We start from the raw sequence: 21,087 nt of genomic DNA, 5'->3' as shown, positions 1-21,087 counted from the left end.
CATCCACCTTAGACTTTGGCGAACCCTTGCAAGGAGACCGATCGATGACGCGTGGCCTCGGTGCCGCCCTGATGGCGCTGCTCATGGTGGGTGCGCCTGCCGTGTGGGCGCAGGATGCCAATGCCCCCAAGGTGCTGCGCTATTCGTTCCGCGTGGCCGAGACCGGTTTCGACCCGGCGCAGATCTCCGACCTCTACTCGCGCACCATCGCGGCCAACATCTTCGACGCGCCGCTGCAGTACGAATTCCTCGCGCGGCCCTTCCGCTATCGCCCCAACACGGTGGCCTCGATGCCGGAGGTGAGCGCCGATTTCAAGACCTTCACCTTCCGCCTGAAGCCCGGCATCTACTTCGCCGACGATCCGGCGTTCAAGGGAAAGAAGCGCGAGCTGGTGGCGGCCGACTACGTCTACGCCTGGAAGCGCCATGCCGACCCCCGCTGGAAGAGCCCCAATTTCTACCTGCTCGACAACGCCAAGATCGTCGGCCTGACCGAGCTGCGCAACGAGGTGCTCAAGGACAAGAAGCCCTTCGACTACGAGCGCGAGGTCGAAGGCCTGAAGGTGATCGACAAGTACACCTTCCAGGTGAAGACGGCCGAGCCCCGGCCACGACTGCTGCTCGAGTTCACCGATGGTTCGGCCTGGGGCGCGGTGGCGCGCGAGGTGGTCGAGGCCTATGGCGACAAGATCATGGAGCACCCGGTGGGCACCGGGCCGTACAAGCTCGCGAGCTGGCGGCGCGCGTCGAAGATCGTGCTGGAAAAGAACCCCGCCTACCGCGAGGAGTTCTACGACGAAGAGGCGCCCGCCGACGATCCCATCGCGCAGGCCGCGGTCGCGAAGCTCAAGGGCAATCGCCTGCCGATGATCGACCGCATCGAGATCGCGATCGTGGCCGAGAGCCAGCCGCGCTGGCTCGCCTTCCTCAACCGCGAGCACGACATCCTGTGGGAAGTGCCGAGCGAGTTTTCCGAGCTCGCGATGCCGCGCGACCAGCTCGCGCCCAACCTGAAGAAGCGCGACATCACCCTGGTGCGCTACCCGCGCGCCGACGTGGCGCTGTCGTACTTCAACATGGAAGACCCGGTGGTCGGCGGCTACACGCCGGACAAGGTGGCGCTGCGGCGCGCGATCTCGCTCGCGACCGACGTGGAGAAGGAGATCCGCGTGGTGCGCAAGAAGCAGGCGGTGCCGTCGCAAGGCCCCATCGCGCCGAGCACCTGGGGCCACAACCCGGCGCTCAAGACCGAGATGAGCGACTACGACCCGGCGCGCGCCAAGGCCCTGCTCGACCTCTACGGCTACGTCGACCGGGACGGCGACGGCTGGCGCGACCAGCCCGACGGCAAGCCCCTGGTGCTGGAGTACGCCACGCAGCCCGACCAGGCCTCGCGCCAGCTCGCCGAGCTGTGGCAGAAGAACATGGAGGCGATCCGGGTGCGCATCGCCTTCAAGGTCGCCAACTGGCCCGACAACCTCAAGGCCTCGACCGGCGGCAAGCTGATGATGTGGGGCGTGGGCTGGTCGGCCGGCGCGCCCGATGGCGAGACCTTTCTCGCGCTCGGTGACGGCAACAGCAAGGGCCAGTCCAACAAGTCGCGCTTCGACCTGCCTGCCTACAACCGCGCCTTCCAGCATCAGAAGGGCCTGCCCAACGGGCCCGAGCGGCAGGCGGCGATGGACGAGGCGCAGCGCCTGATCGTGGCCTACGCGCCGTACAAGTTCCATGTGCACCGCATCTTCAGCGACCTGTCGCACCCGTGGGTGATCGGCTATCACCGCAACAACTTCGTCCGCGAGTTCTGGAAATGGATCGACATCGACGTGGCACGCCAGCAGAAAGAGGCCCAGCGGTGATCGCGCGCCGCGCGTTGTGGGGCGTGGTGCTGGCCGCTTCGCTGCTCGGCCCGGCGTTTGCGCAAAAGGCCGCCAACGCGCCGGCGCCCAAGGTGCTGCGCTACGCCTTCCCCGCCGCCGAGACCGGCTTCGACCCCGCGCAGGTGAGCGACATCTACTCGCGCATCGTCACCGCGCACATCTTCGACGCGCCGCTTTCCTACGACCCGCTGGCGCGGCCCTACAAGCTGCGGCCCTCGACGGCTGCCGCCATGCCGGAGGTGAGCGACGACCACAAGACCTTCGTCTTCCGCATCAAGCCCGGCATCTACTTCGCCGACGACCCGGCCTTCAAGGGCAGGAAGCGCGAGCTCGTCGCCGCGGACTACGTCTATGCGCTCAAGCGCGTCTACGACCCGAAGACCAAGTCGCCCGGCCACCAATCGCTGGAAGACGAAGGCATCATCGGCCTGCAGGCGCTGCGCGACGAGGCCCTGAAGGGCAACAAGCCCTTCGACTACGACCGCGAGGTCGAGGGCCTGAAGGTGCTCGACCGCTATACCTTCCGCGTGAAGCTGCGCGAGTCGCGGCCGCGGCACCTCTACCTGTGGGCCGGCCGCGACGTGGCCGCCGGCGCGGTGGCGCGCGAGGTGGTCGAGGCCTATGGCGACAAGATCATGGAGCACCCGGTGGGCACCGGCCCGTTCCGCCTGGTCGACTGGCGGCGCAGCTCGAGGATCGTGCTCGAGCGCAACCCGAACTACCGCGAAGACCTCTACGACGGCGAGCCTGCGGCCGACGATGCCGAGGGCCAGGCCCTGCTCAAGCGCTTCAAGGGCCAGCGCCTGCCGATGATCGACCGTGTCGAGGTGTCGATCATCGAGCAGTCGCAGCCGCGCTGGCTGTCCTTCCTCAACGGCGAGCAGAACTTCATCGAGCGCCTGCCCAACGAGTTCGCCGACCAGGCCCTGCCCGGCGGCAAGCTCGCGCCCCACCTCGCCAAGCGTGGCATGCAGGCGATCCGGGTGCCGGGTGCCGACGTCACCCTGCTCGTCTTCAACATGGAGAGCCCGGTCGTGGGCGGCTACACGCCGCAGCAGGTGGCGCTGCGGCGGGCCATCTCGCTCGGCAACAACGTCGAGCGCGAGATCCAGCTGCTGCGGCGCAGCCAGGCCATCCGCGCGCAATCGATCATGCCGCCCTTCACCACCGGCTACTCGGCCGACCGGCGCACCGAGATGAGCGAGTACAACCTGGCCCGCGCCAAGGCCCTGCTCGACCTCTACGGCTGGGTCGACAAGAACGGCGACGGCTGGCGCGAGCGGCCCGACGGGTCGCCGCTGGTGATCGAGATGTCGACCCAGTCCGACGGCACCAGCCGCCAGCTCGACGAGCTTTTCAAGAAAGACATGGACGCGCTGGGCCTGCGCCTGTCGCTCAAGGTGGCGCAGTGGCCCGAGAACCTGAAGTCGGCGCGGGCGGGGCAGTTCATGACCTGGCGCGTCGGCTCGTCGGCCGCGTCGCCCGACGGGCAGGGCGCGCTCGAGCGCGCCTATGGCCCGTCGACCGGCAAGGGCAACCTCGCGCGCTTCAAGCTGCCCGCCTTCGACACGCTCTACGACCGCATGAAGATGCTGCCCGACGGGCCCGAGCGCCTGGCGGGCTTCGACGACGCCACCAAGCTGCTCGTCGCGTACATGCCCTACCGCATCGGCGTGCACCGCATCCTCACCGACATGGGCGACGCTTCGCTGCTGGGCTACCGCCGCCCGGTCTTCTGGCTCGACTGGTGGCAGTACGTCGACATCGACACCACCCGCCTGCCCAAGCGCTGAACGATTCTTCTCATGAGCACCGTCCCCGAACCCCAGATCAACCGCTACACCCGCTGGCTGGCCAAGACACGCGGCCTGCACTTCGACGCGACCACGACCGAGGGCTACGACGCGATGTGGCGCTGGTCCGTTGGCGACCTCGATGCTTTCTGGTCCTCGGTGTGGGACTACTTCGACCTGCAGTCGCCCACCCCGCGCAGCACCGTGCTGGTGGAAGAGAAGCTGCCCGGCGCGCAGTGGTTCCCCGGCGCGCAGCTCAACTACGTGCAGCAGGTGTTCCGCCATGCCGACGCGGCGCATGCGGCGGGCCACCCGGCGATCGTGTTCCAGAACGAGCGCCTGCGCGAGCGCGGCGAGTTGCAGGAGGTGAGCTGGCCTGAATTGCGCAGGCAGGTCGCGTCGCTCGCCGCGCACCTGCAGCGCCTGGGTGTCGAGGCGGGCGACCGGGTGGTGGCCTTCCTGCCCAACACGCCGCAGACGGCCATCGCCTTCCTCGCGGTGGCGAGCCTCGGCGCGGTGTGGTCGGTGTGCTCGCCCGACATGGGCCCGGTGGCGGTGCTCGACCGCTTCCGCCAGATCGCGCCCAAGGTGCTGATCGCCTGCGACGGGTACGTCTACGGCGGCAACGCCCACGACCGGCTGCCGGTGCTCGAGGGCCTGCTCGCCGAGCTGCCGAGCGTGCAGCACGTGGTGCTGTGGCGCTACCTCGACGAGGGCGCCTCGCCGGCCCGGCTGGCCAGCGCCACGCGGCAGGTGCACGACTTCCACACGCTGACCGCCGACGACGCGGCGCTCGCCCCGCGCTGGGTGGCCTTCGACCACCCGCTGTGGGTCGTCTACTCCAGCGGCACCACCGGGCTGCCCAAGCCCATCGTGCACGGCCATGGTGGCGTGGTGCTCGAAGCGATCAAGATGCTGGGGCTGCACAACAACCTCGGCGCCACCGTCGACACCGGCGACCGCTACCACTGGTACAGCGCGACCGGCTGGATCATGTGGAACTCGCAGGTGGCCGGCTTGCTGCTCGGCACCACGATCTGCATCTACGACGGCAGCCCCTCGGGCAAGAGCGGGCAGCCCGACTGGTCGACGCTCTGGCGCTTCGCCGACGACACCAAGGCCACCTTCTTCGGCGCCGGCAGCGCCTTCTACGCGAGCTGCCTCAAGGCCGACGTGCGGCCGAAGGAGATCGTCAAGCTCGCGCACCTGCGCGCGCTCGGCGCCACCGGCTCGCCGCTCGCCACCGAGTGCTACCGCTGGGCCTACGACCACGTGCCGAAGGTCGGGGGCCGCGACATCTGGTTCTCGGTGATCTCGGGCGGCACCGACTTCGCCGGCGCCTTCATCGCCGGCCTGCCGACGCTGCCCGTCGTGGAAGGCCAGATGCAGTGCCGCTGCCTCGGCGCGGCGGTCGAAGCGTGGAACGAGAAAGGCGAGCCGCTCATCGATGAAGTCGGCGAGCTGGTCTGCGCCAAACCCATGCCGTCGATGCCCTTGTACTTCTGGAACGACGAAGGCCATCGCCGCTACCACGACAGCTACTTCGACATGTACCCCGGCGTCTGGCGCCACGGCGACTGGATCCGCATCCTGCCCAACGGCGGCTCCATCATCTACGGCCGCAGCGACGCCACCATCAACCGCCACGGCATCCGCATGGGCACCTCCGAGCTCTACCGGGCGGTGGAAGCGCAGCCCGAGGTGCTCGACAGCCTGGTGGTCGACCTCGAGTACCTGGGCCGCGACAGCTACATGCCGCTCTTCGTGGTGCTGCGCGAGGGCGTGACGCTCGACGCCGCGCTCGACAAGCGCCTGCGCGAGGCGATCAGGACGGCGCTCTCGGCACGCCACGTGCCCAACGAGATCTTCCAGGTGAGTGCGATCCCGCGCACGCTGTCTGGCAAGAAGATGGAGTTGCCGGTGAAGAAGCTGTTGCTGGGCACGCCGCCCGAGCAGGTGTTCAAGCTCGATGCGATGGCGAATGCCGACTGTGTGCCCTGGTTCGTGGCGTTTGCGAAGCGTCGTGCCGGCCCACCCTGACCCGAAGGGCGCCGCGACCGGCATGCTGCGCCGCCGGCCGTTCGTGGGCGCCTCGCTCGCGCTGCTGGCCGGTGCCGCCACCGGGCCTGTGCGCGCCGTCGTGCGCCAACGGCCGCGCATCGTGCTGCTGTCGCCCAACAGCCCCGGCAACACCTACTGGCCGCAGGTCTTTCGCATCATCGAGCGGGTGGCGCAGACGCTCGATTTCGAGTTCGTGCCGCACAGCCTAGGCGTGGAGGACCGTTTCGCCCGCCAGCAGGACACCCTGCGCATCCTCTCGGCCGAGCCGCGGCCGCAGGCGGTGATCGTCTCGCCGGTCATCGGCCACAGCGCCAAGCTGCTGCAGGCCGCCGACACGCTGCGCATCCCGGTGTTCATCCTCGGCCCGCTGTTCCCGTCGGAGCTGCCCGCGCTGGGCCAGGGGCCTCGGCGCAAGCATGCGAGCTGGGCCGCCCTCTTCAACTGGGCCGAAGAGGAAAAAGGCCACGCCCTGGGCAAGGCCCTGCTGGACGAAGCCACCCGGCACGGCGCCTTCGCCGACGACGGCACGCTGCACGTGGTCGGCGTCGGCGGCAACCCGGGCTGGTTTGGCTCGGGGCTGCGGCAGGCGGGGCTGATGCGGGCCGTGGCGGCGCATCCGAAGGCGGTGTTCAAGCAGGTGGTGCCCACCTTGTGGCGGCAGGAGGAAGGCCAGCGCCTGACCGCCAAGCTGCTCGCGCGCTACCCGCAGGCGAGCGTGGTCTGGGCCGCGAGCGACCAGCTGGGCGCCGGCGCGGCCCAGGCGCTGGCCGCACATGGGCGCACGCTCGGCAAGACGGCGTTCACCGGCGGGCTCGACCTCTCGGCGCTCGGCCTGCAGCTCGTGAAGGAGGGCCGGTTCGTCGCCACCGCGGCCAGCACGCTGTTGTCGTATGCCGAGGTGGCGGTGCGGGTCTACGACTATCTGCACGGCTTCGACTTCGCCGAACGCCTGGGCAGCACGCTGGAATTCCCCACCCTCGTGGCCACCCGCGACAACGTCGATGCGCACCTGCGCCTGTCGGGCTGCGTGCAGAGCATCGACTTCCGCAATTTCTCCCGGGTGTACCGGCCGGTGCTCGGCCGCTACGACTTCACCCTCGACGCCTACCGCGAGGCCGCCCGGCCTTGCGCCGGGGGCTGACACGCATGGCCGGCAGCGCCCGCCACCGCACCCTGTCGCGCCAGCTGCTCGCGCTGGTGGTGGGCTACACGCTGCTGCTGGCCCTCCCGCTCGGGCTCGTCAACGCGTGGTTCGCCCACCGGCAGGAGGCGGCGCGCCAGCAGGAGCAGGTCGATGCGATCGTGGCGCTGTTCGGGCGCCAACTCGGCAAGGCGGTGTGGGATTTCGACGAAGACGCGGTGCACCACGTGCTGTCGGGCCTGCACCACTTCCCGGCCCTGCAGGTGGTGGAGGTGGTGGCACCGGACCTGACCGTCGTCTACAACAAGGCCGGCACGCGGCCCGAGCGCGCCGGGCCGGTGCAGCGCCACGAGCTGCGTGCGCCCGATGGCGGCCTGCTGATCGGCGAGCTGCGCATGCGCCTCGATCCGGCGGCCCTGCGCGCGCAGGTGTGGAAGGACGCCGGCCGCCACATCGGCGTGCTGGGGCTGGAGCTGCTGGCGGTGGCGGTGCTGGTCTTCACGCTGCTGCGCCGCCACGTGACGACGCCGGTGCTCGCCCTGTCGGACCACGTGGACCGCATGACGCCCGATCGCCTCGACGAGCCCGCACCCGAGCCGCCGACCCGGCGCCCCAACGAACTGCACGCGCTGGCCCGCGGCGTGACCCGGCTGCAGCACGAGCTGCGCGAGCAGCTGGCCGCCCGCGACGCCGCCGCCCGCACCCTGCAGGAGAGCGAGGCGCGGCTGCAGTCCATCACCGACGGAATTCCCAACCAGCTGTGGACCGCACGCCCCGATGGCCAGCTCGATTTCGTGAGCCGCAGTGCGCTGCAGTATTTCGGCCGCAGCCACGACGAACTCATCGGCTCGGGCTGGCAGGCCGTGGTGCACCCGGACGACCTGCCCGCCAGCGCCGAGCGCTGGTCGGCGGCCGTGGCGACGGGCACGCCCTACCAGACCGACTTCCGCCTGCGCCGCTTCGACGGGGTGTACCGGTGGCATTCGGCAATGGGCGTGGCGCAACGCGACGCGCAGGGCCGCATCCTCAAGTGGTTCGGCTCCAGCACCGACATCACCGACCGCAAGGACGCCGAAGCCGCGCTCGAGCGACACCGCATCCAGCTCGAGAAACTGGTGGAGGAGCGCACCGCGGCGCTCTCGATCGCGAAGAACACCGCCGAGGCCGCCAGCCGCGCCAAGAGCAGCTTCCTCGCCAACATGAGCCACGAGATCCGCACGCCGATGAACGCCATCATCGGCCTCAACCAGCTGCTGCGGCGCGACACCGCTTCGCCCGAGCAGGTGGAGCGCATGGACCGCATCGACAGCGCCGGCCGGCACCTGCTCTCGCTCATCGACAACGTGCTCGACCTCTCGAAGATCGAAGCCGGCCGCATGCAGCTCGAGCAGACCGACTTCCACCTCGGCCAGCTGCTGGCGAGCGTGGCCGACATGCTCGGCGAGTCGGTGCGCAACCGGGGCCTGGCGCTGAGCGTCGAGTGCGACGACGTGCCGATGTGGCTGCGCGGCGACCCCACGCGCCTGCGCCAGGCGATGCTCAACTACGCCGGCAACGCGGTGAAGTTCACCCACGAGGGCCGCATCGTGCTGCGCGCGCTGCGGCTCGGCGAAGCGGATGGCGTGCTGACCGTGCGCTTCGAGGTCGAAGACACCGGCGTGGGCATTGCGCCCGACAAGACGCCGCTGCTCTTCCAGGCCTTCGAGCAGGCCGACGCGTCGACCACGCGCGAGTACGGCGGCACTGGCCTTGGGCTCACGATCACGAGCCGCATCGCCGAGCTGATGGGCGGCGAGGCCGGCGCCGAGAGCTCACCGGGCCAGGGCAGCACCTTCTGGTTCACCGCGCGGCTGCAGCGTGGGCAGCCAGGCGTGATGACGACCGTGCCCGGCGCGGCCGAGGGCGAGGCGCGGCTGAAGCGCGAGCACCCGGGCGCGCGCATCCTGCTGGCCGAAGACAACGCGGTGAACCGCGACGTGGCGCAGGCCATGCTGCACGCCGCGGGCCTGCGGGTCGACGTGGCCGTCAACGGGCGCGAGGCGCTGCAGGCCGCGCAGGCCGGGCATTACGACCTGGTGCTGATGGACATGCAGATGCCGCTCATGGACGGCGTGGAGGCCACGCGCGCCATCCGCGCCCTGCCCGGCTGGGGCCGCACCCCCATCCTCGCGATGACGGGCAACGCCTTCGACGAAGACCGGCAGGCCTGCCTCGCGGCGGGCATGAACGACTTCATCACCAAGCCGGTGAACCTGGCGACGCTCTACGTCGCGCTGCTGAAGTGGCTGTCGGAGCCGGCGTGAGCGTGCGTCATCCGTGCGCGGGGATGCGGGCCGGGCCACCTGCCCGAAAGGGCAGGGACGCCGGCGCGGCGCGGCGGCGAGAATCCGCCGATGAAGCTGCTGCTGGTCGATGACCACCCGTTGTTCGGCGTGGGGTTTGCACATGCCCTGACGCATGCGCAGGCCGGCATCGAGGTGCAGACCGCGCTCACGCTTGACCAGGGCCTGGCCCTGGCGGCCAACGGGGCCGGGCTCGACGTGGTGCTGATCGACTACCGCCTGGGCGGTGACAGCGGCCTCGACGGCCTGCGCCGCTTCGGCACGCAGCACCCGCTGGTGGCGCGGGTGCTGATCTCGGGTGAGGAAGACGTGGCGCTGGCGGCGCGAGCACGGGCGGCCGGCGCCGCGGCCTTCCTGGGCAAGTCGCTGCCCATCGGCGCGGTGCTGCAGGCCTTGCAGGCGGTGTGCAACGGCGACGAGCACTTCAGCCCCGCCGCATCGGCCCTCTCGCAACGGGGCGCCGGCGACGGCGGGCCCACGGCACGCCAGCTCGAAGTGCTGTCCTTGATCGCCCGCGGCCGGCAGAACAAGCACATCGCCGACGAGCTGGGCATCGCCGAGCGCACGGTGAAGCTGCACGTCACCGCGCTGCTCGATTCGCTGGGCGCGCGCAACCGCACCCACCTGCTGGTGCGTGCGCGCGAGGCGGGGTTGCTGTAGATGGCGCGCACCAGCGGCGGATGGCGGTTGATCCCCGCCGAGGTGGAACCGGAGCGGCTGGCCCGCCTGCTGCTGGTCAGCCCGATGGTGGCGGTGCTGAGTGCCGTGGGCGCGGTGGTGTCGTGCGCGCCGTATGTCAACGGGCCGGTCGATCGCGAGCTGATGGTCTGGCTGGTGCTCTTTGGCGCGGTGAGTCTCGCGCGGGTGCTGGCGGCCCTGCATGCGCCGCGTGCCCGCAGCCTGCAGACCCATCCGCGGCGCTGGGCCCTCTGGGGCCTGGGCAGCACGCTGGTGCACGGCCTGCAGTGGGGCGGGCTCAGCGTGGTGCTGTGGGTGCCGGGCAACCCGCAGGCCGAATCGATCCTGCACATCACCCTGGCGGCCGTGGCCATGGGGTCGGCGGTGCACCTGTCGGGCTTCTACCGCGTGCTGGCGGTCTTCGTGGTGTGCGTGCTGGGGCCGCTGGTGCTGCGCGACCTCTTCGTGGGCAGCCCGTACCACGCCCTGATGGCGATGATGATCTTCCTGATCGGCGTGTACACGCTGCTCAACGGGCGCAACCAGGCCCAGCTCATCGAAGCCTTGCACCGCGAGAACCAGCGCAGCGAAGCCGCGCGCCGCGCCGCCGAAGCGGCCAATGCCGCACGCACCCGCTTCTTTGCCGCGGCCAACCACGACCTGCGCCAGCCCCTTCATGCCATGGGCCTGCTGGCCCAGACGCTGCACGCGCGAGGCCCGAAGGCCACGCCGGTCGACGTGGCCGAGACGGCCGAGATCGCCGGCCACCTGGTCGAGTGCGTGGAGGGCATGACCCACGTGGTCGACGACCTGCTCGAGATCACCCGCCTCGACGTCGGCCACCTGGCACCGCAGCGCTCGGTGTTCGCGCTCGACGAGCTGCTGCGCGAAACCTGCCAGCCCTACCAGGCGCTGGCGCGCGACAAGGGCCTGCAGCTCACCGTGGACGCCGGGCCGCTGGCGGTGTGCAGCGACCGCGCGCTGGTGGCGCGCGTGCTGGCCAACCTGGTGTCCAACGCCATTCGCTACACCCGCGCGGGCGCGGTGCGCCTCTATGCCCGTGCCGAGGGCGACCAGGTGGTGCTGCGGGTCGAGGACACCGGCATCGGCATCGCCCCCGAGCACCTGCCGCGCATCTTCGAAGAGTTCTACCAGGTGGGCAACCCGGCGCGCGACCGCCGCCTCGGCCTGGGCCTGGGCCTGGCCACCGTCAAGCGCCTGAGCGAGCTGCTGTCGCTGTCGGTCTCGGTGCAGTCGGCGCCGGGGCAAGGCAGCGTGTTCACGCTGATGCTGCCGCTGGCCGCGGGCCACGAACGGGCTCCCCTGCCCTTGGGCGGCATCCATGCGGCCGAGCCGCTGATCGCATCCCAGCGAGTGCTGGTGATCGAGGACGATGCCGACTCACGCCATGCACTGCTCGGCCTGCTGCGCCAGTGGGGCTGCGACGCACGGGCGGCCCCCGGCGCGCGCGAGGCGCTCGCATCGCTGGACCAGGGCTTCACGCCCGACGTGCTGGTGGTCGACCTGCGCCTGGCCGATGGGGCCAGCGGGCTGGACGCGATCACCGCGCTGCGCGCCGCCGTCGGCCACGACCTGCCAGCGCTGGTGGTCACGGGCGATGCGGGCAGCGAGCCCATGCGCGAGGCCCAGGCCCGCGGCTTTGCGGTGCTCATCAAGCCGGCCCGGCCGGTGCAGCTGCGCGCGTTTCTGAGCCAGGCCTCCGTCGCGCATTGAGGTCGCGCGCGACTTTCCGACTGCCCTTTGGTGCTATGGGTGCCGTGGCCGGCGCTGCCTAGCATCCGTCTCACAAAGCTGCGCGCCTGGTCGCGGCTCGTCAAGGAGACACCGGGCATGAACACCCTGATCAGCGGTTGGGCCGCCGTGCTGGCCATCGCGACGGCCGGCCTGGCCGCCTGTGGTGGCGGCGGCGGCGGAGGGGGTAGCAGCGCCCCGCCACCACCACCCCCGCCGCCCCCGCCACCGCCCACCGCGGGCTGGTCGACCCTCCTGCCGCCGCTGTCGGCCACCGGCTCGGGCAGTGCCAAGGTGGTGATGGACAACGCGGGCCGTGCGCTGGCCGTGTGGCTCACGCTGCGCCCCGGCAGTTCGATCAACAACGACCTGGTGGCCAGCCGCTACGAGCCCGCCAGCGGCTGGAGTGCGCCGCAGATCCTCGAATCGCGTGACGGCGACGTGACACGTTTCGAGCTGGCGATGGACGCCAGCTCGGGCCGCGCAGCCGTGCTCTGGTCACAGGCCAGCGACACCAGCACCAGCGCCGCCTGGTCACGGCACTTCGACCCGTCCGTCGGCTGGACGCCGGTGCAGGCGCTCAGCACACCCGCCGGCATGGTCGCGATGATGAGCGTCGGCCTCGACGTGCAGGGCAACGCCGTGGCCGCCTGGTCGCAGCTCGACGGCTCGCGCTTCAACATCTGGGGCAGCCGCGGCAACGCGGCGGGCACCTGGGGCACCGCGCAGCTGATCGAGAACATCGACGAACTCAGCCGCATCGACGGCAACCCGCGCATCGCCGTGGCCCCCCAGGGCGATGCGGTCGTGGTGTGGCAGGCGAGCGGCGGCACGACCGCCAACCGCGGCACCTGGACCAACCGCTACACGTCTGGTGGCGGCTGGGGCACGGCGAGCCAGCTGGTGTCGGTCTCGGGCGGCTCGGCCCCCGACATCGCGATGGACGCCAACGGCAACGCGGTGATGGTGTGGTCGCAGATCGAGCCCGTGTCGGCCACCGAGATGTATGTGCTCGTCCAGGCCAAGCGCTACCAGTCCGGGGCCTGGGGCGCGCCGCTGCGGGTGGCACGCGAGCTGGGGGCCAACAGCGTGCTGAGCACCGTGCACGTGAAGGTGAACGCTGCGGGTGCCGCACTCGTGGCCTGGGGCCAGGGCGATGAATCGATCCGCGCCACGATCGCGCCGGCGGGCGGGAGCTGGCCTGCGCCGAGCGTCGTCAAACCGGCGGGCTCGCGCGCGGCGGCGAGCGGCGTGCGCGCGGCCATCGACCCCCTGGGCAACGCGTTCCTCGCCTGGTCGCAACAGAACGGCGCGGGCACCGTCGACACGCTGTTGAGCACCTTCACCGTGGCCGGCGGCTGGGTGGCCGGCGTGCCCCATGACAGCAGCGTCGAGATCGCCACCGACCCGGCCATCGCGGTGGATGAGCGCGGCAACGCCTGGTACCTGTGGACGCAGAGCATGGGGGCCTCGGTGGGCACGCAGATCGTGGCGCGGCGCTACAACTCGGGGCGCTAGGGCGCGGCCCGCCTCCCCTTGGGGGATCGGCCGGTGTCCTCACCGGCCGGGGCCGGCATTCAGAGCGGCAACTCGGTGAAGTAACGCCCGCCGTGGTAGATGAGCGGCAGGGCGCCCTCGCGCCGCTCGCAGCGCTCGACTTCGCCCACGAAGATGACGTGGTCACCCTCTTCGTACTGGCTGCGGTTGAAGCACTCGAACACCGCCGCGCTGCCTTCGAGCACCGGCGCGCCGCCCGCGCCCTGGCGGAAGGGGACGCCGGCGAAGCGGTCGACGTCCTTGCTGGCGAAACGCTCGGCCAGCACCTTCTGGTCGGCGGCGAGGATGTTGATCGCGTAGTGCGAGCCGCCGCTGAAGGCCGGCAGTGAACCTGCGCGCCTCGAGAGGCTCCACAACACGAGTGGCGGCGACAGCGAGACCGAATTGAACGAATTGGCGGTGAGGCCCACGGGGCGGCCGGTGGCATCGAGGGCGGTGACGACCGTCACGCCGGTGGCGAAGGCGCCCAGGGCCGTGCGGAATTCCTGCGAGGAAAAGCTCGGGGTCAGCGGGCGCAGCAAAGCGGTCATTCGGACATTGTGGAGGAGGCTTTCCTTGAAGGCCAACTCCCATCTCGGGGGGCGCAGTGGCCGAGGAGCGAGCCCCTACACTGCCGCCGCCATGAAAACTTCACGCTTGGCGCGGGTTTGGCTCGCCGCCCCGCTTCTGGCCGCCAGCAGCCTGGCGGCGGCCGTGCCGCAGTGCGCCGACTGGTCGCGGCGCCTGCCCGGCGTCAGCCGCCATCTCTGCGAGCAGGCGCAGCTGCAACCTTCCGGCGCCCGATCGGTGCGCGGCGTGCCGCTGTACCTGCGTGACGTGAGCGTGCGTGGCGACGAGGCCACGCCCTGGGTCGGGCCTGCGCCGCGGCCGCCCCGGCGGGTGCTGGTGGTGGGCGGCATCCATGGCGACGAGTTGTCGTCGGCCTCGCTCGTCTTCCACTGGATCGGGCATGCGGCCGCCGCACCGGCCGGCCTCGACTGGCGCTTCGTGCCGGCCCTCAACCCCGATGGCCTGATGCTGCCCAAGCCGACCCGCGTCAACGCCAACAAGGTCGACCTGAACCGCAACTTCCCCACCCCCCGCTGGGCCCAGGAAGCGCCGGTGTACTGGGAAAAGCGCACCCGCCGCGACCCGCGCCGCTACCCCGGGCGGGCGGCGATCTCCGAGCCGGAGAGCCGCTTCCTCGTCGAGACCATCACCGAATGGAAGCCCGACCTCATCGTCAGCGTGCACGCGCCCTACGGCGTGCTCGACTACGACGGCCCGCGCGAGCCGCCGCAGCGCCTGGGCCGGCTCGAGCTCGAGCGCGTGGGCATCTTCCCCGGCTCGCTCGGGCACTACGGCGGCGTGCACAAGGGCGTGCCGGTGGTGACCATCGAACTGCCGAACGCGCTGCGTGCGCCCACCGAGGCCGAGATGCGCCAGATGTGGCGCGACCTGCTGCGCTGGGTGGACCAGCGCTTCCCGCAGCCCGGCGAGCGCTAGGGTCGTCGCAACCGATGCGTTCCTAGAATCGCCGCCACATGTCCGCTGCCCCGCCCCACCCTCTGCACGCCCGGCTCGACGCCTGGCGCCGCCTCGTCGTCGTGGGGCTGCTCGGCTTCGCCTCGGGTCTGCCGCTTGCGCTGACGGGCCAGGCCATGCAGGCCTGGCTGAGTGTCGAGGGGCTCGACATCGCCACCATCGGCTTCCTGAGCGTGGTGGGCCTGCCCTACACCTTCAAGTTCCTCTGGGCGCCGCTGATGGACCGCTTCGAGCTGCCCTGGCTCGGCCGGCGCCGCGGTTGGCTGGTGCTGACGCAGCTCTTGCTCGCCGTCGCCCTGTTGCTGATGGCCGACACCTCGCCCAGCAATGCCATCCGCACCTTCGCGCTGCTGGCGGTGCTGGTCGCCTTCATCAGCGCCTCGCAGGACGTGGTGATCGACGCCTACCGCACCGACGTGCTGGCGGCGCACGAGCGGGGCCTCGGCTCCTCGCTCAGCGTGCTCGGCTATCGCCTCGCGATGATCCTCTCGGGCGGCGTGGCGCTGATCTGGGTCGACCCCACGCAGGGCGGCGGCTGGACCTGGCCCGAGGTCTACCGCTTCATGGCCGGGCTGATGGTGGTGGCCGCGGTGGTCTCGGCGATCGTGCTGCCGCGCCTGCCCGACACGGAGCGGCCCACCAGCGTGGCGCGGCACGACGTGCTGGGCTTCATGGCGGTGCTGGCGGCCGTGGCGCTGGGCGTGTTCCTCAGCGACCGCTTCGGCCCGCCGATCGCCCGGGCGCTGCTCGCCCCGCTGTGGGCCGGCAGCACCCTGCCCGTGCCGCTGCAGGGCAAGTGGACCGACCTGCTCGCGCTGCTGCTGGGCGTGGCCTTCACGCTGCCGCTCGCCGCCTGGGCCGCGCGCGCTGCGCATTTCGAGACGCTGCTCGGCGGCCTGCGCAGCTACTTCAGCCAGACGGGCGCCGGCGCCTTCCTCGCGTTCATCGTGCTCTACAAGCTGGGCGATGCCTTCGCCGGCTCGCTGATGACGCCCTTCCTGCTGAAGACCATGATGTTCAGCTCGGCCGAAGTGGGCGTGGTCAACAAGTTGATCGGCCTGTGGCTCACCATCGGCGGCGCGCTGCTGGGCGGCGCGTTGATGCTCAAGCTCGGGCTGTGGCGTTCGCTGATGCTCTTCGGCGTGTTGCAGATGGCCAGCAACCTCGGCTTCTGGTGGCTGGCGATGGAAGGCAAGGGCCTGATGCCCGGCCTCGTGATCCCGGCGTTTGACTGGGGCTTCGTCAAGCTGGCGCACGCCACCCCGGTCGACGGCGGCCTGCTGATGGTGATCGCCTTCGAGAACCTCTCGGGCGGCATGGGCACGGCGGCCTTCGTCGCCTTCCTGATGGGCCTGTGCAACCAGCGTTTCACGGCCACCCAGTACGCTTTGCTGTCGGCTTTCGCATCGGTCGGTCGGGTTTGGGTGGGGCCGCTCGCGGGGGTGATGGCCGAGACCATCGGCTGGCCCACCTTCTTCATCGTCTCCACCGTGCTGGCCGCGCCGGCGCTCGTGATGCTGTGGTGGCTGCGCCGCCCGGTGCAGGCGCTCGAAGTCGACCCCCGTGCCGCCGCGCTCGACGATTGAAAAACTGCCGCCTGGAACAACATTTGCCCTTCAGGACTCCGAGACGCCATGAGACAAGACTTCTTCCAGCCTGACGCCGACCTCTCCCCTGCGCCCGAGTGGCACCGCCCCGGGTGTGCCTGCGCCATGCACGGCCGCCGCCTCTTCACCGGCGCGCTGGTCGGCGGCGCCGGCCTCTTGGCCGTGCCGGCCTGGGCGCGCGAGGGCGTGGAGGTGGGCAAGGAGTCGACCTTCACCAAGTTCATCTCGGCCGAGCAGGTGGAGGGCGCGGCACAGGGCCAGTACGCCCAGATGAAGCAGCAGGCCGCCGAGAAGAAGGCGCTGGCCCCCGACAGCCACCCCCAGGTGGTGCGCCTGCGCGCCATCGCGCAGCGGCTGATCCCCTTCACCAACGACTGGAACCCGCGCGCCAAGGACTGGAAGTGGGAGGTCAACCTGCTCGGCTCGCAGCAGATCAACGCCTTCTGCATGCCGGGCGGCAAGATCGCCTTCTACTACGGCATCCTCGAGAAGCTGCAGCTCAACGACGACGAGGTCGCGATGATCATGGGCCACGAGATGGCCCATGCGCTGCGCGAGCATGCGCGTGAGCGCATGGGCAAGACGCTGGCGACCCGGGGCGCCATCGAGATCGGCGCCGCCATCTTCGGCCTGGGCAACGCCGGCCGCATGGCCGCCGACATGGGCGGCCAGCTGCTCACGCTCAAGTTCGGCCGCGAAGACGAGTCGGAAGCCGACCTGGTCGGCATGGAGCTCGCCGCCCGCGCCGGCTACGACCCGCGTGCCGGCGTGAGCCTGTGGAACAAGATGGGCCAGGCCAGCAAGGGTGCGCCGCCGCAGTTCCTCTCGACCCACCCGTCGGGGCCGACCCGCATCCGTGACATCGAGACGGCCCTGCCCAAGGTGGAAGGGCTGTATGCGCGGGCGCCCAAGCCGGCGCAGCGCTTCGAGCCGCCCAAGCCGGCAGCGGCGCCGGCCAAGGGCTGATCGTTCACTGGAAGGTGGCGCTGGTGGCGTATTGCTGCCAGTCGACGATGCAGTAACGGTCGGCGCTGGTGCAGTTCACGCTGTCGTATTGCTCCAGGGTGACCACCATGCAGTAGGCGCCGCGCGGCGGCGTGGTGGCATTCAGCGTGTGCGCGGCCAGGTTGGCCGACGTGAAGTTGTAGAGCTGGTTGCCGCCACCGGTGAAGGTGATGGCGTAGGTGGCGACCACGTAGCCGGTGATGCCGCCCCCCGCATAGGAATACGGCACGGCCCATAGCGCCGCCCGCAGCGAGCCGGTGCGCGCCGTCGAGGCGAGGTTGGGGTTGTTGTAGCCGATCTCGCCCGGGTCGAAGACCACGGTGCCCGAGGTCGAGCTCGCGCCCGACAGGCCGCTGTACGAGGTGGCGCCGTAGAGCGACAGGCCGGCGGTGCCGCTGCCGCCCTGGGGCGTGCAGCTGATGGGCTGCACCGGTGTGGCCGGCGCGAGCGGGTGGTCGTCGTCACCGCCACCGCAACCGGCCAGTGCGAAGGCCGCGAGGGCGAGCAGAAGGAGAGACGGGTGCCGTGTGGGCGATGAGGCGTTCATGGGCGGTGTTCCGGAGTGGTGAGCGTCACTCTAGAAGCCGCCTGCGGCGCGTGCATCCGCCATCTGACGGACAAGCCGCACCGATGTTCGGTTAGCGACGCCCTACCAGCGCGCCGGCATCGGCCGCTGGATCAGCCAGGTCTTGCCCTGCGGCAGCACGTAGCCGCCCTGCTCCAGGTCCTTCATCAGCCGGCTCACCATCTCGCGCGAGCAGCCCACGCGGTGCGCCATCTCGGCGTGCGTCGGCCGTGGCGAAATCAGGCGCCGGCCGTCGGGCAGCGGCTGGGCCAGCTCTTCGAGCAGCTTGACCACGCGGCCGTAGACATCGAGCAGCGCCATGTTGCGCGCGCTCAGCGTGGCCATGCGCGCACGGCGGATCACGCGGGCCAGCAGCTCGAAGGCGAAGTCGGGATGGTTGGCGATGTGCTCGCGCAGCGGGGTGCGGCCCACGACCACGCAGCGCGTGGGCTCGAGCGTCACGACCGAGGCCGAGCGCGGGCCGCCATCGAGGCTCATCTCGCCGATGTATTCACCGGGGCCGTAGACGCCGTAGACGATCTCGCGCTCGCCGTCTTCGGTGGAATAGGCCTTCACGCGGCCGCTGAGCACGATGAAGAGCATCTCGCCCACGTCGCCCTCGTGGATGAGCAACGTGCCCTTGGGGTAGCTCTTCTCCACGCCTCGCGCGGCCAGCGCCTGCACCGAATCGGAAAGCAGCGACGCGACAGAGTGCTGTGCCGTTCGAACGGAGTCCATGAAAGGCGGCCACGCCTGCAGGGCGTGCGGTGGAGGACCGAGAGGCGAAAACTCTAGCACGCCAAGCCAATGGCGATGGGTCGGCTCCACCACGGTGCGACGCTTCAGCACACAAGCGCTGAGCGCATGCGGGACGCGATGGGCGGCAGCGTGCTCACCCGCTCCACCAGGTCGCGGATGCTCGCCGTCTGGGTCTTGTGGCGGATGCTGCTGATCTGCGTGCGCACGGTCGACACCGCCACGTCGAACTGGCGCGCGACTTCCTTCGGCCGCAAGCCGCCGCACAGGGCCTGCAGCACACGCGCCTCGGCGACGGTGAGGCCGTGGGTGTGGGCATAGAAGTCGACCGTCAGGCCGGCGCAGTTCTGCCGCTTGCCGAGCAGCAGCAACACCATCACGTCGCTCTCGCGGCTGCCCTCGTTCAGCGGCACGGCGGCCACGGGCAGCATCGCGCCTTGCCCGAGCATCAGCAGGCGGCGCCGGCCGTGGCCGGCGTCGGCCAAGGCGCCGAGCAGGCTACCTTGCTGTTCGCGCCGAGCGGCCTGCACGCGCGAGCCGAAGAGCTGCAGCGTGTCGTGGCGGGCCAGCTCCAGCCGGGCGGGTTGGTTGGCGTGGTGCAGGGTGCCGTCGGGCGCGAGCAGCAGCATGCCGTGGTCCATCTCGTCGAGCATGCGGGCCAGCCACCGGGCGGTGGGCGGGGCGCTTCGTCGCTCAGGGCCGGTGTATGGGGCAACGACAGGGCGGGCGAGGCAGGCGTCTTCGAGCATGGCAGCTTCCCTTGTGATGGCGGCGGGAGCCCTCCTCCCGACGCATGCCCATCAATTTAGGGATGCGCTGCGCTTCTCTGGTGTGAATGTGAACTGGCCGACCTGTGACTTATTCACCTGCCGGCCTCACGAGCCTGCCAGGTCGCGGACATAGGGGTTGCGTCGTCGTTCCTCCCCGAAGCTGCTCTCCGGCCCATGCCCGGGAATGAACACCACCTCGTTGCCCATCGGCCAGAGGCGTGTGCGGATCGAATCGACCAGCGTGTCGAAGTCACCCATCGGGAAGTCGGTGCGGCCGATGCCGCCGGCGAACAGCACGTCGCCCACGAAGGCCCGTCTGGAGGTGGGCTCGAAAAACACCACGTGCCCCGGCGTGTGGCCCGGGCAGTGGCGCACCTGCAGCGTGCAGCGCCCCACCTGCACCGTGTCGCCGTCGTGCAGCCAGCGTGTGGGCGTGAACATCTCGGCCGGCGGGAAGCCGAACATCGCGCTCTGCTGCGGCAGGCCGTCGATCCAGAACTGGTCGGCCTCGTGCGGGCCGACGATGGGCAGGCCGAGCTCGCGGGCGAGCGTGCCGGTGCCGCCGGCGTGGTCGATGTGGGCGTGGGTGAGCAGGATCTGCTTCAGCGTGACGCCGAGCTTCTGCGCGGCGGCGAGCAGCCGCGGCAGCTCGCCACCCGGGTCGACGACGGCGCCTTCCATCGTCTCGTCGCACCAGACGATGGAGCAGTTCTGCTGGAAGGGGGTGACCGGGACGGTTTGGTAGTGAAAACTCATGATGCTTTATCGTATGCGGATGTTTTCATACATCGATCCCACGATACGTGCGCGGCTCGTCGCGCAGGGCCGGCTGATCCGCGTCGACTCGAGCGGCGCGGTGCTCGCGCCCGATGCGGTGAGCGAGCGCCCCGGCGCCATCCTGAACGTGCTGGGCCCGATCCCGCTGCCGATGGATGTCGCCGGCAAGCAGGAGACGTTCAAGTGGTACGCCTTCGTGCGCCACACCGAGCTGGCCGAGGCCAACCGCATCGCCGACGCGCTGCGCGGCCGCGGCGAGCAGCATCTCTTCTCGGTGCTGTCCAACAACATGTCGGTCAACAGCGTGCTGGTGATGGGCGATTTGCGCGAAGCCGAGAACCCGCTCGTGCGCGTGCACTCCTGCTGCCTCACGGGCGACGTCTTCGGCTCGATGCGTTGTGAATGCGGGCCGCAGCTGCAGCGCGCGTTCAAGCGCATCGAGGCCGAGCGCTGCGGCGCGGTCGTCTACATGAGCGGCCACGAAGGCCGCGGCATCGGCCTGTGGGCCAAGGCCATCACCTACGTGCTGCAGGATGCCGGCGAAGACACCTACCAGGCCAACCGGTCACTCGGCTTGCCCGACGACAGCCGCGACTTCAGCGACGCCGCGACCATGCTGCTGCACCTGCGCGGCGACAAGCCGATGCGCCTGATGAGCAACAACCCGAAGAAGCACCAGGACCTGCGTGCCGGCGGGTTGAACCACATCCAGGCCGAGCCGCACGTCACCGGCGTCAACGCGGCGAACCTGCGCTACCTCAACGCCAAGCGCGGCTGGGGCCACCTCCTCGATCTCGACGAGATCAATCCGGTGGACGACGGCAAGAAGGAGTAGCTCCCGGGCCCGGGCCTTGCACAACCTCAATTTTCAGTAGATGG

At 70.4% G+C, this 21,087-nt stretch carries 17 protein-coding genes; 12 read left to right on the top strand and 5 right to left on the bottom strand.

Annotated features, from left to right (window positions below):
• Positions 1-44: 44 nt before the first annotated feature.
• From JI745_RS14895 to JI745_RS14860, 8 genes are all read left to right on the top strand, one after another.
• Positions 45-1,859, top strand: a complete 1,815-nt coding sequence (locus JI745_RS14895) for an ABC transporter substrate-binding protein (protein WP_201808290.1) — start codon at positions 45-47, stop codon at positions 1,857-1,859.
• Positions 1,856-3,673 (top strand): ABC transporter substrate-binding protein, encoded by a 1,818-nt coding sequence (locus tag JI745_RS14890; RefSeq protein WP_310738644.1) that lies wholly within the window; start codon positions 1,856-1,858, stop codon positions 3,671-3,673. Before JI745_RS14895 ends, JI745_RS14890 begins: the two co-directional genes overlap by 4 nt.
• Before the next feature lie 12 nt (positions 3,674-3,685).
• The gene (locus JI745_RS14885) at positions 3,686-5,713 is read left to right on the top strand and encodes an acetoacetate--CoA ligase (protein WP_201808286.1); all 2,028 of its coding nucleotides are present in this window, start codon (positions 3,686-3,688) and stop codon (positions 5,711-5,713) included.
• Positions 5,697-6,875 (top strand): substrate-binding domain-containing protein, encoded by a 1,179-nt coding sequence (locus tag JI745_RS14880; protein WP_201808284.1) that lies wholly within the window; start codon positions 5,697-5,699, stop codon positions 6,873-6,875. Before JI745_RS14885 ends, JI745_RS14880 begins: the two co-directional genes overlap by 17 nt.
• A gap of 5 nt (positions 6,876-6,880) precedes the next feature.
• Positions 6,881-9,178, top strand: coding sequence for a hybrid sensor histidine kinase/response regulator (locus JI745_RS14875; protein ID WP_201808283.1), 2,298 nt, complete (start codon positions 6,881-6,883; stop codon positions 9,176-9,178).
• A 90-nt stretch (positions 9,179-9,268) separates the two neighbouring features.
• Complete coding sequence (locus JI745_RS14870) at positions 9,269-9,877, top strand: response regulator transcription factor (protein ID WP_201808281.1); 609 nt, start codon at positions 9,269-9,271, stop codon at positions 9,875-9,877.
• On the top strand, positions 9,878-11,629 hold the full coding sequence (locus JI745_RS14865; protein WP_201808279.1) for a hybrid sensor histidine kinase/response regulator: 1,752 nt from the start codon (positions 9,878-9,880) through the stop codon (positions 11,627-11,629).
• Positions 11,630-11,746: 117 nt separating this feature from the next.
• Positions 11,747-13,165, top strand: coding sequence for a hypothetical protein (locus tag JI745_RS14860; protein ID WP_201808277.1), 1,419 nt, complete (start codon positions 11,747-11,749; stop codon positions 13,163-13,165).
• A 59-nt stretch (positions 13,166-13,224) separates the two neighbouring features.
• On the opposite strand, the gene JI745_RS14855 is transcribed toward JI745_RS14860, so the two are convergent.
• Complete coding sequence (locus tag JI745_RS14855; protein ID WP_201808275.1) at positions 13,225-13,734, bottom strand: flavin reductase family protein; 510 nt, start codon at positions 13,732-13,734, stop codon at positions 13,225-13,227.
• Between the two features lie 91 nt (positions 13,735-13,825).
• Between JI745_RS14855 and JI745_RS14850 the strand changes: the two genes are divergently transcribed.
• The 3 genes from JI745_RS14850 to JI745_RS14840 are packed head-to-tail and all read left to right on the top strand — an operon-like array spanning position 13,826 to position 17,301.
• Positions 13,826-14,689, top strand: coding sequence for a M14 family zinc carboxypeptidase (locus JI745_RS14850; protein ID WP_201808273.1), 864 nt, complete (start codon positions 13,826-13,828; stop codon positions 14,687-14,689).
• Positions 14,690-14,727: 38 nt separating this feature from the next.
• Positions 14,728-16,314, top strand: coding sequence for an AmpG family muropeptide MFS transporter (locus tag JI745_RS14845; protein ID WP_201808270.1), 1,587 nt, complete (start codon positions 14,728-14,730; stop codon positions 16,312-16,314).
• 48 nt (positions 16,315-16,362) lie between these two features.
• Positions 16,363-17,301, top strand: coding sequence for a M48 family metallopeptidase (locus JI745_RS14840; RefSeq protein ID WP_201808268.1), 939 nt, complete (start codon positions 16,363-16,365; stop codon positions 17,299-17,301).
• Positions 17,302-17,305: 4 nt separating this feature from the next.
• On the opposite strand, the gene JI745_RS14835 is transcribed toward JI745_RS14840, so the two are convergent.
• The 4 genes from JI745_RS14835 to JI745_RS14820 all read right to left on the bottom strand — a co-directional run bounded on the left by JI745_RS14835 (position 17,306) and on the right by JI745_RS14820 (position 20,187).
• Positions 17,306-17,887 carry a hypothetical protein gene (locus JI745_RS14835; RefSeq protein ID WP_201808266.1) on the bottom strand — a complete coding sequence of 194 codons (582 nt, stop codon included), beginning with the start codon at positions 17,885-17,887 and terminating at the stop codon, positions 17,306-17,308.
• Positions 17,888-17,989: 102 nt separating this feature from the next.
• Positions 17,990-18,643 carry a Crp/Fnr family transcriptional regulator gene (locus tag JI745_RS14830; protein ID WP_201808264.1) on the bottom strand — a complete coding sequence of 218 codons (654 nt, stop codon included), beginning with the start codon at positions 18,641-18,643 and terminating at the stop codon, positions 17,990-17,992.
• A gap of 104 nt (positions 18,644-18,747) precedes the next feature.
• Positions 18,748-19,410, bottom strand: coding sequence for a helix-turn-helix transcriptional regulator (locus tag JI745_RS14825; RefSeq protein ID WP_201808262.1), 663 nt, complete (start codon positions 19,408-19,410; stop codon positions 18,748-18,750).
• A 126-nt stretch (positions 19,411-19,536) separates the two neighbouring features.
• Entirely contained in the window at positions 19,537-20,187 is a 651-nt protein-coding gene (locus JI745_RS14820) for an MBL fold metallo-hydrolase (protein WP_201808260.1), read from the bottom strand.
• A 13-nt stretch (positions 20,188-20,200) separates the two neighbouring features.
• Between JI745_RS14820 and JI745_RS14815 the strand changes: the two genes are divergently transcribed.
• Positions 20,201-21,043, top strand: coding sequence for a GTP cyclohydrolase II (locus tag JI745_RS14815; protein WP_201808259.1), 843 nt, complete (start codon positions 20,201-20,203; stop codon positions 21,041-21,043).
• Positions 21,044-21,087 lie beyond the last annotated feature (44 nt).

This window comes from Piscinibacter sp. HJYY11 (assembly GCF_016735515.1).
Lineage (GTDB): Bacteria > Pseudomonadota > Gammaproteobacteria > Burkholderiales > Burkholderiaceae_C > Rhizobacter.
The sequence above is the reverse complement of the archived record's forward strand: the minus strand, read 5'-3'. Positions and strand labels throughout refer to the sequence as shown.

Coding starts and splice junctions, on each gene's coding strand:
- JI745_RS14860 (WP_201808277.1), top strand. CDS start 11,747: ATGAACACCCTGATCAGCGGTTGGGCCGCCGTGCTGGCCATCGCGACG.
- JI745_RS14815 (WP_201808259.1), top strand. CDS start 20,201: ATGCGGATGTTTTCATACATCGATCCCACGATACGTGCGCGGCTCGTC.
- JI745_RS14875 (WP_201808283.1), top strand. CDS start 6,881: ATGGCCGGCAGCGCCCGCCACCGCACCCTGTCGCGCCAGCTGCTCGCG.
- JI745_RS14845 (WP_201808270.1), top strand. CDS start 14,728: ATGTCCGCTGCCCCGCCCCACCCTCTGCACGCCCGGCTCGACGCCTGG.
- JI745_RS14865 (WP_201808279.1), top strand. CDS start 9,878: ATGGCGCGCACCAGCGGCGGATGGCGGTTGATCCCCGCCGAGGTGGAA.
- JI745_RS14855 (WP_201808275.1), bottom strand. CDS start 13,734: ATGACCGCTTTGCTGCGCCCGCTGACCCCGAGCTTTTCCTCGCAGGAA.
- JI745_RS14870 (WP_201808281.1), top strand. CDS start 9,269: ATGAAGCTGCTGCTGGTCGATGACCACCCGTTGTTCGGCGTGGGGTTT.
- JI745_RS14835 (WP_201808266.1), bottom strand. CDS start 17,887: ATGAACGCCTCATCGCCCACACGGCACCCGTCTCTCCTTCTGCTCGCC.
- JI745_RS14895 (WP_201808290.1), top strand. CDS start 45: ATGACGCGTGGCCTCGGTGCCGCCCTGATGGCGCTGCTCATGGTGGGT.
- JI745_RS14840 (WP_201808268.1), top strand. CDS start 16,363: ATGAGACAAGACTTCTTCCAGCCTGACGCCGACCTCTCCCCTGCGCCC.
- JI745_RS14825 (WP_201808262.1), bottom strand. CDS start 19,410: ATGCTCGAAGACGCCTGCCTCGCCCGCCCTGTCGTTGCCCCATACACC.
- JI745_RS14820 (WP_201808260.1), bottom strand. CDS start 20,187: ATGAGTTTTCACTACCAAACCGTCCCGGTCACCCCCTTCCAGCAGAAC.
- JI745_RS14850 (WP_201808273.1), top strand. CDS start 13,826: ATGAAAACTTCACGCTTGGCGCGGGTTTGGCTCGCCGCCCCGCTTCTG.
- JI745_RS14830 (WP_201808264.1), bottom strand. CDS start 18,643: ATGGACTCCGTTCGAACGGCACAGCACTCTGTCGCGTCGCTGCTTTCC.
- JI745_RS14885 (WP_201808286.1), top strand. CDS start 3,686: ATGAGCACCGTCCCCGAACCCCAGATCAACCGCTACACCCGCTGGCTG.